Annotated in this window: 15 protein-coding genes; 7 read left to right on the top strand and 8 right to left on the bottom strand. The window is 66.6% G+C overall.

Translation table 11 applies throughout. The features are described from left to right. The first annotated feature begins 13 nt into the window (after positions 1-13). Entirely contained in the window at positions 14-1,462 is a 1,449-nt protein-coding gene (gene gabD, locus LDO29_RS24220) for an NADP-dependent succinate-semialdehyde dehydrogenase (RefSeq protein ID WP_224082284.1), read from the top strand. Positions 1,463-1,482: 20 nt separating this feature from the next. Here the strand turns inward: gabD and LDO29_RS24215 are convergent, their stop codons facing one another. From LDO29_RS24215 to LDO29_RS24200, 4 genes are all read right to left on the bottom strand, one after another. Next, a complete protein-coding gene (locus LDO29_RS24215) occupies positions 1,483-2,250 on the bottom strand; it encodes a hypothetical protein (RefSeq protein ID WP_224082283.1) in 768 nt (255 codons plus the stop codon). Between the two features lie 187 nt (positions 2,251-2,437). Further along, positions 2,438-3,070: a flagellar transcriptional regulator FlhC gene (gene flhC, locus LDO29_RS24210; RefSeq protein ID WP_224082282.1), complete on the bottom strand. Its 633-nt coding sequence runs from the start codon at positions 3,068-3,070 to the stop codon at positions 2,438-2,440. Next, a complete protein-coding gene (gene flhD, locus LDO29_RS24205; protein ID WP_224082281.1) occupies positions 3,067-3,384 on the bottom strand; it encodes a flagellar transcriptional regulator FlhD in 318 nt (105 codons plus the stop codon). The genes flhC and flhD overlap by 4 nt, the downstream gene beginning before the upstream one ends. Further along, a complete protein-coding gene (locus LDO29_RS24200) occupies positions 3,371-4,237 on the bottom strand; it encodes a helix-turn-helix domain-containing protein (RefSeq protein ID WP_224082280.1) in 867 nt (288 codons plus the stop codon). The genes flhD and LDO29_RS24200 overlap by 14 nt, the downstream gene beginning before the upstream one ends. A gap of 527 nt (positions 4,238-4,764) precedes the next feature. Here LDO29_RS24200 and LDO29_RS24195 point away from each other — a divergent pair. Next, complete coding sequence (locus LDO29_RS24195; protein ID WP_224082279.1) at positions 4,765-5,913, top strand: EAL and HDOD domain-containing protein; 1,149 nt, start codon at positions 4,765-4,767, stop codon at positions 5,911-5,913. A gap of 45 nt (positions 5,914-5,958) precedes the next feature. Here LDO29_RS24195 and LDO29_RS24190 read toward each other — a convergent pair whose 3' ends face one another. Together LDO29_RS24190 and LDO29_RS24185 are read right to left on the bottom strand one after the other, a co-directional pair. Beyond that, positions 5,959-6,798 (bottom strand): IclR family transcriptional regulator, encoded by an 840-nt coding sequence (locus tag LDO29_RS24190; protein WP_224082278.1) that lies wholly within the window; start codon positions 6,796-6,798, stop codon positions 5,959-5,961. Beyond that, positions 6,795-7,589: an IclR family transcriptional regulator gene (locus LDO29_RS24185; RefSeq protein ID WP_224082277.1), complete on the bottom strand. Its 795-nt coding sequence runs from the start codon at positions 7,587-7,589 to the stop codon at positions 6,795-6,797. The genes LDO29_RS24190 and LDO29_RS24185 overlap by 4 nt, the downstream gene beginning before the upstream one ends. Before the next feature lie 289 nt (positions 7,590-7,878). Between LDO29_RS24185 and LDO29_RS24180 the strand changes: the two genes are divergently transcribed. The 4 genes from LDO29_RS24180 to LDO29_RS24165 all read left to right on the top strand — a co-directional run bounded on the left by LDO29_RS24180 (position 7,879) and on the right by LDO29_RS24165 (position 12,332). Further along, complete coding sequence (locus LDO29_RS24180) at positions 7,879-8,838, top strand: MBL fold metallo-hydrolase (RefSeq protein ID WP_224082276.1); 960 nt, start codon at positions 7,879-7,881, stop codon at positions 8,836-8,838. Positions 8,839-8,896: 58 nt separating this feature from the next. Next, positions 8,897-10,624 (top strand): FAD-dependent oxidoreductase, encoded by a 1,728-nt coding sequence (locus LDO29_RS24175; RefSeq protein ID WP_224082275.1) that lies wholly within the window; start codon positions 8,897-8,899, stop codon positions 10,622-10,624. Positions 10,625-10,670: 46 nt separating this feature from the next. Next, positions 10,671-10,907 (top strand): DUF2783 domain-containing protein, encoded by a 237-nt coding sequence (locus LDO29_RS24170; RefSeq protein ID WP_224082274.1) that lies wholly within the window; start codon positions 10,671-10,673, stop codon positions 10,905-10,907. Between the two features lie 102 nt (positions 10,908-11,009). After that, positions 11,010-12,332: an MFS transporter gene (locus LDO29_RS24165; RefSeq protein WP_224082273.1), complete on the top strand. Its 1,323-nt coding sequence runs from the start codon at positions 11,010-11,012 to the stop codon at positions 12,330-12,332. 60 nt (positions 12,333-12,392) lie between these two features. Here the strand turns inward: LDO29_RS24165 and LDO29_RS24160 are convergent, their stop codons facing one another. After that, a complete protein-coding gene (locus LDO29_RS24160; RefSeq protein WP_224082272.1) occupies positions 12,393-12,701 on the bottom strand; it encodes a hypothetical protein in 309 nt (102 codons plus the stop codon). Between the two features lie 183 nt (positions 12,702-12,884). Between LDO29_RS24160 and LDO29_RS24155 the strand changes: the two genes are divergently transcribed. Then, the gene (locus tag LDO29_RS24155; protein WP_224082271.1) at positions 12,885-13,112 is read left to right on the top strand and encodes a DUF2188 domain-containing protein; all 228 of its coding nucleotides are present in this window, start codon (positions 12,885-12,887) and stop codon (positions 13,110-13,112) included. Between the two features lie 71 nt (positions 13,113-13,183). Here the strand turns inward: LDO29_RS24155 and LDO29_RS24150 are convergent, their stop codons facing one another. Then, entirely contained in the window at positions 13,184-13,750 is a 567-nt protein-coding gene (locus LDO29_RS24150; RefSeq protein ID WP_224082270.1) for a BON domain-containing protein, read from the bottom strand. Positions 13,751-14,096: the final 346 nt, after the last annotated feature.

The following is a 14,096-nucleotide window of genomic DNA, read 5'->3' as shown; positions in this document are numbered from 1 at the left end:
TGGACGAACGACCATGCTGAAGCTCCAAGACCCCTCCCTGCTGCGCCAGCAGTGCTATATCGACGGACGCTGGATCGACGGCGAACGCCGCATTGACGTTACCAACCCAGCCACCGGCGAGCGCGTGGCGCAAGTGCCGCAGTTCGGCGCCGAGGAAACCCGCCATGCGATCGAGGCTGCCAACCGCGCGCTGCCGGCCTGGCGTGCGCGCCTGGCCAAGGAACGCTCGGCGCTGTTGCGCAAGTGGTTCGAGCTGATCCTTGCCAACCAGGACGACCTGGCCCGCATCATGACCGCCGAGCAGGGCAAACCGTTTGCCGAGGCCAGGGGCGAGATTGCCTACGCCGCCTCATTCATCGAGTGGTTTGCCGAGGAAGGCAAGCGCGTCTATGGCGAAACCATCCCGGCGCCGGTCAGCAGCCAGCGCATTGTCGTGACCAAGGAGCCGGTGGGCGTGTGCGCGGCCATCACGCCGTGGAACTTCCCGGCGGCCATGATCACCCGCAAGGCTGGCCCGGCGCTGGCCGCTGGCTGCACCATGGTGGTCAAGCCGGCATCGCAAACCCCGCTGACGGCGCTGGCGCTTGCGGTGCTGGCCGAACGTGCGGGCATCCCGGCCGGCGTACTGTCCGTGGTGACGGGCTCGGCGGGCGCCATCGGCGGTGAACTGAGCAGCAACCCGCTGGTGCGCAAGCTGACCTTCACGGGTTCGACCGAAGTGGGCCGCGTGCTGATGGCGCAGACCGCGTCCACGATCAAGAAGGTGTCGATGGAACTCGGCGGCAATGCGCCGTTCATCGTGTTCGACGATGCCGACCTCGATGCCGCGGTCGAAGGCGCCATCATCTCCAAGTACCGCAACGCCGGCCAGACTTGCGTCTGTGCGAACCGGATCTACGTGCAGGACAAGGTCTACGACGCGTTTGCGGAAAAGCTGGTGGCCGCCGTGGCGCAGCTGAAGGTGGGCAATGGCATGGACGAAGGCGTGCGCATCGGCCCGCTGATCGACGAGAAGGCCGTGGCCAAGGTCGAAGAGCATATCGCCGACGCGCTCGGCAAGGGTGCCCGCGTGCTGCAGGGCGGCCATCGCCACGGGCTTGGCCATACCTTCTTCGAGCCGACCGTCCTGGCCGATGTCGCGCCCGCCATGCTGGTCGCGCGTGAAGAAACCTTCGGCCCGCTGGCGCCGCTGTTCCGCTTCAAGACCGAGGACGATGTCGTGGCCATGGCCAACGACACCGAATTCGGCCTGGCCAGCTACTTCTATGCGCGCGACCTCGGCCGTGTCTGGCGCGTCTCGGAGCGGCTCGAGTACGGCATGGTGGGCGTGAACACCGGGCTGATCTCGAACGAGGTCGCGCCGTTCGGCGGCGTGAAACAGTCCGGCGTGGGCCGCGAGGGCTCGCACTACGGCATCGAGGACTACCTGGTGATCAAGTACACCTGCATGGCTGGGATCTGAGCGTCGCCCGCCGTCTGCGTTCAGCGCTTGCCGTTCGCGTACGCCGCGCGGCGGGTCAGGTCAGACCAGCCGACGGCGTCCGGGCGGCTGGTCTTGTGGAATTGCTCGAGCTGATCGTGGAAGCACCGCATCAGCTCGAACTGGTAGGTCGCGTTCTCGAAGCTGAAACCGGTGCCGAACTCGTAGAGCGCGCCCTCGGCGGCGTGCGAGAGGCGCTCCAGCCGCTGGGCCAACGCCCGCCCTTCCACGCTGCGGTGCCGCCGTAGCCGCCAGCTCAAGGCCTCCTGGCCATCTTCCAGCAGGCTCTGGTCGAGGTAGCCCAGCCGGCCGGCCGCCGCGCGCGCCTCGTACATGGCGGACAGGTAGGCACAGACGGCCGACATCCGCTGGTTCATCTCGCCACCGCGCAGCAACAGGTCGCGCGCGCACGCCCGGAAGCGCTCGGCAGTGCCGTGGTCGGTCTCCGTCCCGACCTGCTGCGCGTAGTCGGCCAGCGGACGAATGCCCAGCGACAGGCCCGGCGGCAATACGCTGGTGATATGTTCCGCCAGCCCTGTCTGCAGGGCGCTGTCCAGTTCACAGCACGTACCGCAGTCTGCATCGACATAGAAATCCAGGGTGGCCCACCGGCCCGGTCCGATGGTGATCACCGAGCGCGCCGGTGGTCGCCCGGCGCTTTCCAGCACCCTCAGGCCGACCCGGACGCAGCGCTCGCGCTCCTCGTCGCCGCCCAGCGCGTTGATGATGTCCCTCGGCTTCATCGGCCCGATAAATTCGGTTCTCGTCATCGGCCGTATCATTGGTCCCAACCTGCGCCAGCCATCGGCTCGCGCCGGCGGCAGCAGCGTCTCGTGGCGACTGAATCCATTGCCTGTCATAGGGATAGGGCCTCCGGTGTCAGTTGTGCAGCCCGGACAGCCGGGCATGAATCGAGGTACAGCAATGCCCCTGGCAATCGGGACAGCACGGCCGTGCTCATAGCGCAGGCACCATCCCGAACGCCGGCTCTGCGACCGGAACTCGGCCGCCCGGCGTGGGCAAGTCAATTTCGGGTACGCGGGAAGGCGCCGCACGGCGCACGCCGCGGCGCACCCGTGACGGTGGCTCGCACAAGCTGCAGATGAACGAAGCCAGCGGCTCGTGGGCATGCGTCACATAGCGACCACCGCAGCAAGGGCATGTCGACAACTGCAGCAGCCCGCCTTCACGGAAGCGCACCAGTGTCCAGAAGCGCGTGAAGCTGATCAGGCATTCCTCGTTGCTGGCCTGCATGTGGCCGGCATACACGCGGTAGCTGTTCAGCACGGCGCGAATGCCTGGCAGCCCGGCCCGCTGCTGCATGAACTCATGGACGCTCAGCAGGTAGGACGCATGCGCATTGGGCCGCCATGTCACGAACCAGTCAGCCGAAAACGGCAGCATGCCCTTCGGCGGGGACGCTCCCGTCAGCTCCCGATACAGCCGGTACACGCGGCTGCGGGATAGCGCCACCTCGGCCTCCACGACCTGCGGACGGGCTCCTAGGCCGATCAGCTCGATGGCTAGCTGGGTATCGTTGGCATCCTGCAGGGCACTACGAGCCGGCGCAGGTTGCGAGGTGGTCTTCATCTTCCTTCCTCCAGGGCTTGTGCGGCCAATACGATGGCCGTATGCATGTTGCACAGCTCGTGCCGGGGCCTGATGCCCGCCAGCGCCTCGAGCAACGCACCGTTGTCCAGCCGGAAGCGGCACAGCACCATGCTCGAGCGCGCCAGGGCCAGCATTTGCGCCGGCGTCAACGCCACCAGCGCTTGCCCGATCTCCTTGCGGATGCCTAGCCTTAGCAGGGCCTCGGCCTCGTCCTGGCGCATCAGGCGCTGCACCAGCAGCAGGTAGGCCAGATTCACGTCCTTGATTTCGCGTACCAGGTCATTGCTGTCCATTGCCAGTCTCCCAAGCGAAAGGATTTGTCTTCACGCCGCTATCTGTATGTCGTGCGCCGCCGGCGGACTGGGGCGGGATCCGCGCCGCCCACGCCTGTTCGGGCGCCAGTGGTATCGCGCCTTGCGCCGGCGCATGTGGTACACCGGCGCGCCGGCTGCTTGTGGACGACGGTACCGCAGAGATCGCGGGACGGGCGGCAATGGCGCGCAGCCCCGCCTTGTCGACCAGCGCCACGCTGCGGTGCTTGACCCGGATCAGTCCATATTCCGCGAGCCGGGAAAACTGCCGGCTGACGGTCTCCAGCGTCAGGCCGATATAGCTGCCGATCTCCTCGCGGCTCATGCGCAGGATGAATTCGCTTGACGAGAAGCCACGCGCGGATTGCCCTTCGGAGATCCACAGCAGGAAGGTGACCAGCCGTTCTTCCGCCGTCATCAGCGCCAGCAGGGTCTGCAGCGCGCGTGTGCGCTGCGCCTGGCGGTCCAGCGCCAGGAACACACGGCTGGCGAGTGCCGGCGTGCTGGCCGCGAGTGTGCGTAGCGCGTCCATGGGGATCATGCATGCCTTGGTGTCCTCCAGCGCAGTCGCATACGAGGCGTATTGATGGCGGCCGATGCTGTCCAGCCCGACGATCTCCCCCGGGAAGTGGAACCCGACCACCTGGGTGCGCCCGTCCTCCGTCGCGACATGCGTCTTGACCGTACCGACCCGGATAGCGAACAGGGTCGCGACCGGATCACCGAGCAGATAGAGCGGTTCGCCCTTGCGCAGCCGGACGACGCGTTGGGCCAGCGTTTCGGCCGGGTCGATGCCGTCGGACTGGCACGGGCCAACCAGGCAGAAGCGTGCCATGGAGCATCCAGAGCAGCACGGTATCGAATCGGGCGATGGCGGTCGGATTGTCAGGGTCATGGGCACCTTGGAAGAAGGGATCTCAATGGATGGTTTCGGGTGATCCTTCGCAGGTATTACCAGTCAATTAGATTGGCTCCGAAAATCGAATCACGAAAACCTTAAATTTGATTTTATTGACCTGCACTCACAGCGCAATCTGTAGTTTCCGAATGCGTATTAGGAGTTTTCCGACCATGGTGCGGTAATGCTCTGGTACAGATCTCGGAAATGGGAGGAGAGTCCGGACGCGCCGGGATTTTTGGCTCGGATCAAGGAAGTCGAGGAACACCCTTCCTATCATCGCGGCGCTTTCCTGTTGATTCCTGTTGCGCCAGATACGATTTTTCTGATTTTTGCGGCATATCCGAAAAACGCTATCAAATCCCTTCCACGCGTTCTCTGCATTAATCCGCATCAGGAAATTGCCGGCCTCCTCCTGGAATATTCCCATGCAACACGCCCTTCGTTCTTTGTCAGCCGTACCCATGCCCGGTCCCCATGATGCCGAGGTACTGCATTTCGGGCGCCAGCCCATCGTCGATGCAGCCGGCATCCCGCAGGCCTTTGAACTGCTGTACCGGGAAGCCGGCGGGAACTGGGCAAACGTGCTCGATGACAGCGCCGCCACGGCCCACGTCATCGCGCGCACGCTCGGCGGTACCGGGCTGGACTGGGCGCTGCGCAAGCATGCCGGATTCGTCAACCTTGGCCGGCAGTTACTGCTTGACGATGTGCTGTTGCTGGCGCCCCCGGGGCATTTCGTCCTGGAAGTGCTCGAAAGCGTGCCGATGGATGCCTGCGTGCTGCACCGCCTGGCATGGCTGCGGGAGGCCGGCTATCGCCTGGCGCTCGACGACGTCCCGGCGCTGTCGGACGATGTCCGCAAGGCGCTGCCCGCGGTCGACTTCGTGAAGGTCGATTTCCGGCTTGCCAGCCGCGCGGAGCTTCCGCGCCTGGCCGATGCCGTGCTGCAGGCGGACCGCCTGCTGATCGCCGAGAAGGTTGAAACCGCGGAAGAATTCGCGCTGGCCCAACGGCTCGGGTTCCATCTGTTCCAGGGCTTTCACTTCGCACGTCCGGAGCCGCTGACGGCACCGTTGCCGCACCTGGACCGTGCTGCGCTGGCACGGCTGCAAGCGCTGCTGGCGCACGGCGGGCCCGGCGATGCGCTATTGGCTGAGCTGAAGGCCAACCCCGGCCTGGTCGCCCAGTTGCTGCGGCTCTCCGTGGCGATGGGCGTGCGGCCCGCCCGCGGTTTTGGCAGCGCGCGAGCACTGCTGCAGGCGGTTGGTCAGGACAGCTTGCTGCGTTGGGTGCAACTGCTCCAGATGTCAGACGGCTTCCGCCTGCCCAGCGAGCCCAGCGTGCGCGCCCAGGCGGCGCACCGCCGCGCCTGCTTCATGGAGCAAGCGGCACGCCACGTCCGGCCGCACGATGCCGCGTTCGCGGAAGCCGCATTCCTGACAGGTGTGCTGTCGCTGGCCCCGCTGCCGCCTGACGGCACGCGACGCGACATCCAGGACACATTTCCGGTGACCCGGGCGATCCGCGATGCCGTGCTCCATCGCCAGGGCGAACTGGGCGGGCTGCTGCATGCGGCGGAGGTCTACGAACGCGGCGGCGGGATGCGCTGATCCGGTCCGCCAATATCCGCGTGGCGCAGCAGCAAGCCGCACATCTCAGCCCGGCGCCTGCATGGCGCCGAAGCGCCACGAAAGCCGGTGCGCCGCCTGGCGCACCAGGTCGGCGGTGGCGCCTTGCGTACTGCTGTCGAAACTGCCGGTCGACCCCATCACCGCCACCACCAGCGCCAGGCTGCCCGTGTGGTCGAATACTGGCGCCGCGAGCGTGTCGATGCCGGGTACCGGCCGGCTCAGCGCGTTGTCGACCTGTTCGCTGCGCACCTGCGCCAGCCGGCTGGCATAGTCCGGGGCAAGCTTTCCATCATCGCCAAGCACCTCGGCACGCGCAACGCCGGCCATGCGCAGGTCATCGCGCGCGAGCAGGCCGGCCAGCACGTTCTCCGGCAGGTACGCCGCCATGGTGCGGCCGATCGCGGTATTGACGAGCGAAAGCACCGTGCCGACGCGCAGGCTCACATGCTGCGGCCGTGCCGACTCCTCCAGCCGCACCACGGTAGGCCCCAGCGGCCCGAGCACCGCCATGGCCACGCTCAGGCCCGTGGCGCCCGCAAGTTCGATGATTTCCGGCTCCGCTTCACGCGCGGGCGACAAGCGCTGCAGGGCGATCAGCCCCAATTCCAGGCTCAGAGGGCCGCACAGGAAATTTCCCGCGGCATCGCGCGCGAGCAGGCCGGTCTTCTGCAGGCTCACCAGGTGCGGGAACGCCTTGGCCGGCGCCATGCCGGCCGCCTGCGCCAGGTCGCGCAGCGACAGCGGCCTGCCTGCCGCCACCAGCGCCACCAGCAACTGGCCGGTGCTGTCGAGCGACTGGATGCCGCGCTGCGGCTTGCCCCCGTCGGCAGTCCGGTCATCGTTCGGTGCCGCTTGCGTACTCATGCTTGTCCAAGGTTTGCGCCGATATCGCGCGCGGTAGCCTGCAATGCCGTTGCCACCGGCCCCTGCCAATCCACATTGATGGCGCCCGTGGAACCCACGACGGTCAGCACCAGCCGCAACGCGCCGCCCGCATCGAGTACGGGCACGCTCAGGCTGCTGACGGCCGGGCTGGGGGTGTCGATGCTGCGCTCCATGCCGCGCGCGCGAATGGCCTGGAGCGTGTCGTCGAATACGGCGCGATCCGCGGGGCTGGCCTGCGGCTGCTGCTGCCGCCAGATCGCCTCCCAGCCGGCGCTTGGCTTGAACGCGCAATACACGCGCCCGGTCGCCGTCGCCGCCAGCGCCATGACGGTGCCAACGTGCAGGTTCACGTGCAGCGGCGCCGCAGCCGGCACGTAACGCACGATGGCGGGCCCCTGCGGGCCGGCAATGCTGATCGCCACACTGAAACCCGTGGCCTCGGCCAGCTCGTCCACGCGCGGCACGGCGGCGCGGTAGGCCGGATCGGAGTCCAGGTGTAGCATGCCGAGCTGCAGCGACAGCGGGCCCGGCTCGTAGCGGCCCGACAGGTGGTCGCGCTTGATCAGCCCGAGCCGTGTCAGGCTGACCAGGTAGGCATGGGCCTGTGCGGGCGCGAGCTGTGCCGCTTCCGACAGTTCGGCGAGCGTCATCGGCACACGCACGGCCGCCAGCGCGCCCAGGAACCGGCCAGCGACCTCCACGCTCTGGATGCCGCGCTGCACCTTCTCCTCGCATTCCGCTTGCGCCGTCTTGCGCCCCGCTGCCGCCATCGTCCTCTCCGGAAAGCCCAGATATTAATCGAGCGTCACCGGGATGGATGCCGCATCTAAGTGTTTACCCTCGATTTTTTGCGCTCCATCCAAAATTAATCATAGGCTAATCACTTAGCTATTGATTAATTAAACGCCGTTTCCTAAGATGGCACTACCCCGTCGCCGAGCACGCACAGCGTCGCTGCGGCAAGACAAAGATCAACGAACGGGGCGAGACAGCCGCGCGGAGCCGCGCAAGGATTCGCGTGCCGCTGTCCCGCCCGCCCCCATGAAGAGGACCGACAGCATGAGCAAGGCATTCGCATCCCAGGCCGACCTGGAAGCCAAGCAGATCACCTTCACCCAGTTGTCCGAGAACGCCTACGCCTACACGGCCGAAGGCGACCCCAACTCCGGCGTGATCATCGGCGACGACGGCGTGATCATCGTCGACACCACCGCCACCCCGGCCATGGCGCAGGACCTGATCGCCAGGATCCGCGCGGTGACCGACAAGCCCATCAAGTACGTGGTGCTGTCGCACTACCACGCGGTGCGCGTGTTGGGCGCATCGGCATACTTCGCCGAAGGCGCGCAGCAGGTCATCGCCAGCCGCGGCACCTATGAAATGATCGTCGAGCGCGGCGAGGCCGACATGAAGTCGGAAATCGAACGCTTCCCGCGCCTGTTCGCCGGCGTCGAGACCGTGCCGGGCCTGACCTGGCCGACGCTGGTGTTCGAGAAGGAAATCACGCTGTTCCTGGGCAAGCTGGAAGTGCGCATTGCCCACCTCGGCTCGGGCCACACCAAGGGTGACACCGTGGTCTGGCTGCCGTCCCAGAAAGTGCTGTTCTCGGGCGACCTGGTCGAATACGACGCCGCCTGTTACTGCGGCGATGCCCAGCTTGCCGAATGGCCCGCCACGCTCGACGCGCTGGCCGCGCTGCAGCCCGAGAAGCTCGTTCCAGGCCGCGGCCCTGCCCTGACCACGCCTGAAGAGGTCAGCAAGGGCATCGCCTACACCAAGGACTTCGTCACCACGCTGTTCCAGGCCGGCAAGGAAGCCGTGGCCGACAAGCTCGACCTGAAGGCAGCCATGGCCCACACGCGCCGCGCCATGGACCCGAAGTTCGGCCAGGTATTCATCTACGAGCACTGCCTGCCGTTCGACGTCTCGCGTGCCTACGACGAAGCCAGCGGTATCCGCCACCCTCGCATCTGGACCGCCCAGCGCGACAAGGACATGTGGGCCGCGCTGCAGGACTGAGGCGCCGGCGGCAACAGGGAATCAAGCACGAGAAGAGAGAGTGGACGGAGACATTGGCATGACCATCGATTACCAGCACCTGACATTCGAGTACCAGCCCTGCGCGGAACAGCGCGGCGGCCACGCGGATGGCGCGGCCTATCCAGTCGTCGTGGTCGGCGCCGGGCCCATCGGCCTGGCGACCGCCATCGACCTGGCCCAGCGGGGCGTGCCCGTGGTGCTGGTGGACGACGACTGCACGCTGTCCGCCGGATCGCGCGCCATCTGCTTCGCCAAGCGCACGCTGGACATCTTCGACCGCCTGGGCTGTGGCCAGCCCATGGTCGACAAGGGCGTGAGCTGGAACGTGGGCAAGGTGTTCCTGCGCGACCAGCAGGTCTACAGCTTCGACCTGCTGCCGGAGGCGGGCCATCGTCGCCCGGCCTTCATCAACCTGCAGCAGTACTATCTGGAAGGCTTCCTGCTGGAGCGCGCGCAGGCGCTGCCCAATATCGAGATCCGCTGGCGCAACAAGGTGGTCGGGCTCGAACCGCGGCAGTCCGGCACGCCCGACGAAACCATCGCGCTGACGATCGAAACGCCGGAGGGCTGCTACACGCTGTCCGCCCGTTACGTAGTGGCTGCCGACGGCTCGCGCAGCCCGGTGCGCAAGCTGCTGGGCCTGGACAGCAAGGGCCGGACCTTCAAGGACCGATTCCTGATCGCCGACGTGAAGATGGAAGCGGACTTTCCCACCGAGCGCTGGTTCTGGTTCGACCCGCCGTTCCACCCGAACCAGTCGGTGCTGCTGCACCGCCAGCCCGACAATGTCTGGCGCATCGACTTCCAGCTCGGCTGGGAGGCAGACCCCGTCCTGGAGAAAGCGCCTGAGCGCGTGATCCCGCGCGTACAGGCACTGCTGGGCCCGGACGCGAAGTTCACGCTCGAATGGGTCAGCGTCTATACGTTCTCGTGCCTGCGCATGGACAGCTTCCGGCACGGCAACGTGCTGTTCGCGGGCGACTCCGCGCACGGTGTCTCGCCGTTTGGCGCACGCGGCGCCAACAGCGGCGTGCAGGATGCCGAGAACCTGGCCTGGAAGCTCGCCTACGTGCTGCAGGGCCGCGCGGCCGACAACCTGCTCGACACCTACGCGAGCGAACGCGAGTACGCCGCCGACGAGAACATCCTCAACTCCACCCGCGCGACGGATTTCATCACGCCCAAGAGCCCGGTCAGCCGCCTGTTCCGCGATGCCGTGCTGGGGCTGTCTCGTCGCCATGCCTTTGCACGCGGCCTGGTCAACAGCGGGCGCCTGTCGGTACCGGCGGTGCTGCACGGCTCGCCGCTCAATACGCCTGATGCGGATGGACTCGGCGGCACCATGGCGCCCGGCGCGGCCTGCGCGGACGCCCCGGTCTCGGACGCGCATGGCGCGGGCTGGCTGCTCCAGCATCTCGGTGGCGAGTTCACCGGGCTGGTGTTCGGCACGCCTGACAGCCTCGACAGCGAGAACCGCCTCGCGCTCGAACAATTGACGCAGTCAGGCTTGCCGATCCGCCTCGTGTACATCGGTACATCGGCGCAGCCCGCGTCCGGCATCACCGTAGTACGTGACGACGAAGGGCTGGCGGCGCAACGCTACAGCGCCGCACCGGGCACCTTCTACCTGATCCGGCCGGACCAGCATGTCTGCGCGCGCTGGCGCCGCATCGACGCGCAACGCATCGGCGACGCGCTGGCGCGCGCGAGCGGCGCGCAACTGCCTGCCGGCAAGGCGCACCAGCCGGCCGCCATGGCGGCATAAGGCCTGACCGATGACAGGCCGCCCCACAGAATCCGGAGACAACGCCATGCCCAGCCAAGCCCAGGCACATACCCTCAATACCGAACCCAACCTGGCCCGTCCTGACGACTTCTACGAAGCGCTGATCGACATGCACCGCGACCTGGACGACGCGCAGAGCCAGGCCGCCAACGCCCAGCTCATCCTGCTGCTCGCCAACCACATCGGCGACCACGACGTGCTGCTCGCGGCGATGCAGGCCGCACGCGAAGGCATCGCCGGCGACACCGCCAGCGCAAGCTGACCCTGCGGGCACGCGTCCCGCGTGCCCGGCCCTTTCCGCCCGACCCGTTGCGAAGGCCTGTCAAAGGCCGGCGCGGGCGGCGCTTACACCGGAGACAAAGCAATGAGCAATCTGGCCTCAGGGGCGATTGCGGCCCCCGCTTACGCCGCGCACGAAGAAGACGCGCTATACCGCAAGGTCTGGCTGCGCCTGATCCCGTTCCTGTTCGTGTGCTACGTGGTTTCATTCCTGGACCGCATCAACATCGGCTTCGCCCAGTTGCAGATGAAGCAGGACCTCGGGTTCAGCGACGCCATGTACGGCCTGGGCGCCGCGGTGTTCTACGTCGGCTACGTGCTGTGCGAGGTGCCCAGCAACATGCTGCTGGCGCGCTTCGGCGCGCGCCGCACCTTCACGCGCATCATGGTGCTGTGGGGCGTGGCCTCGGTCGGCATGATGGCGGTATCGTCGCCGACGCAGTTCTATACGCTGCGCTTCCTGCTTGGCGTGTTCGAGGCAGGCTTCTTTCCCGGCATCGTGCTCTACCTGACCTACTGGTTCCCGGCAAAACGCCGCGCCGCGGTGATGGCGATCTTCTTCGCCGGCGTGGCTATTGCCGGCGTGCTGGGCGGGCTGGTGTCGGGCTGGATCATGCGCGACATGGCCGGTGTGCTCGGCATGCAAGGCTGGAAGTGGATGTTCGCGATCGAAGGTGCGCCGGCCATCGTGCTGGGCGTGATCGCCGCGTTTTTCCTGGTCGACGAACCGGGCCAGGCGAGCTGGCTCACCGACCGCGAAAAGGCGTTCCTGGCGCGGGCCCGCGCCGAAGACCATGGCGTCAAGGCGCACTCGCTGCAGGCGCTGCTACAGGTACTGCGCAACCCGCGCGCCTACCTCTTCGCCTTCATCTACTTTTCGCTGACCTGCGGCTCGCTGGCGCTGAGCTTCTGGATGCCGCTGATGATCCGCGACTTCGGCATCACCGATGTCGTCTCCATCAGCCTCTACTCGGTCGTGCCCAATGCGGTCGGCGCGGTCGGCCTGATCCTGATTGCGCGGCACTCCGACCGCACTGGCGAACGCCACCGGCATTTCCTGCTATGCACGGCCGGCGGCGCGCTGGCGCTGGCCGCGCTCACGCTGCACCTGCAGAGCCTGGCCGCGATGCTGGCCATCCTGTCCGTGGCCGCCGTGCTGATCTTTGCCGCGCTGCCGGTATTCTGGTCGCTGCCGCCAAGCCACCTGCCCGCCAGCGGCGCAGCGGCCGGCATTGCATTCATCAGCAGTGTGGGCATCACCAGCGGCATTGTCAGCCCGTGGGTGATCGGACAAATCAAGGTGCAGACGGGAAGCCTCGACAATGCGCTGTACCTGCTGGCCGCCTTGCTGCTGGCCAGCGGCCTGTCGATGTGGCTGGGCGTGCCGCGCCAGCCGGATCGGTCCTGACGGCCGCCTGGCCGCGCCTGACCTGCGCCCGCGGCGATGCCGCCGGGCGCACCTGCCATCTCAATGCGGATGGCTGCACGGAATCACTGCGGCAATCTCCTCGCGCATGACTTCGACCACATCGTCGATTTCCAGGCCTTCCGCAGTGACGAGCACTTCCTGGCCCCGGCTGATGGCATAGACCACGCCGCGCCAGCGCCCGGGGGCGACGACCTCATTGAGACGGACATCGAACTCCGTGTCCTGGTCCTGGCTATAGACTGTCACCAGGTCCCCGAGTTGTGGCATCCACCCGACCTCGCCGTCGAAAGCGCGGGCCACCACGGTCACTGGAGACTGTGTGAGTCCCCGCGCAAATCTTGCACGCATGGCTTGCTCCTTTGCACGCGATCCCTGTCCAGCTTACAAGAGCAAGCCCAAATGACCAGAAATTTTCGCCGGCAAGTCGCCCTTGCTGCTCCTGTCTTGTCAGAGGGCGACCGATAGACAGCGGCGCTCATGGGGCCACAATGGATTTGCCGACACAAGCATCGGCATTTCAGGAGACAAAAGATGGGCAGTAACCTACACGTCGTGCCGTACGAAAATGGCTGGGATGTCATTTATGAAGACGCACGTTACGCGGAATCCCACCACGCCACGCAGGCGGAAGCGATCCAGGCCGCCACCGGCATGGCACGGCGCAAGAAGGTGGAACTGGTGGTCCACGCCCGGGACGGAAGCGTCCGGACGCGCAGCAACCGCTACGTTGGCCCCGATCTCAGCGCCATCGCTGGCTAGTGCACTAAAAATGATGGCGTCTTGCGCCGCACGCTTGTGCGGCATGCCGCGCAGCACCGGCCGATGCGCAGTCAGCCCGCCGGACTTCGTTGTCCTCCACGGTTTACGCGCAGACGGTTGAGCAGGTCGCGCACGCCAAAGACGTCATCCACGATATCTTCCACGCGATACTTCTGCAGGCGGTCCGGCACGCTGCCTTCCAGCGTGACCACGCCGCTTTCCACGTGGACCTCCACGTCCCGCACATCGAGGCGGCCGCTTCGCGTCAGGCGGTCGCAGATATCCTCCAGGACCCGTGCATCGCTGCGATGATACCCACGCGGCCCCACCGGCCGATACCGCCCGAGAGCCCTTTGCCCGCCGCGCGACACGCGCTCATTGAACCCCGTGAACTGGTGGTAGGCATCGGCGGGCTGGTAGTTGTCGTAGTTGTCCTGCGGTGGCGCACCACGGTATTGCATGTCCTGGCGCCATCGCCCGCTTGCGTCGCGCGGCCCCGTGAACTCGGCGGGATCCACGGGCTGGTCGTAGTCAAAGACGCCATAGGCGCCCACGTAGTGGCTGCGCATATCGGTGTCCGCAAGCGGCGGATCGCGCCATGGCGCGTCCGGCGCTGCAGGTCGGCGGTTTCTGTCCATGTCTGTCTCCGGCAAACATTGCGAGGTGACGACAATTCCCTCGCAAGATGGGCGCCACGCTGTGTGCCAGTCACCGGACCAATCATGAACCGTACCTGACTGGTGCTGGCTGTCCTGACGTCAAGCCGCGCATGCGCCGCGCAGCCAAGGCAATTTTTGCAATCGCCGCGGCGCTGGCTGAAGCTTTTACACGGATGCCCATGGAAGCCGTGGCGCTGGCGTGGCCGGGTGGCCGGCGCGCGCGCCTTGCCCACACACGGATTGCGGCCTCTGCGCCAACCGCCGGAGCACCTGGCACGCACTTCGCATGGCTCCGTTCAATTTCGTCCCGCCCTGGGGATACTGG

This window comes from Cupriavidus laharis (genome assembly GCF_914271435.1).
GTDB lineage: Bacteria > Pseudomonadota > Gammaproteobacteria > Burkholderiales > Burkholderiaceae > Cupriavidus > Cupriavidus laharis.
The sequence above is the reverse complement of the archived record's forward strand: the minus strand, read 5'-3'. Positions and strand labels throughout refer to the sequence as shown.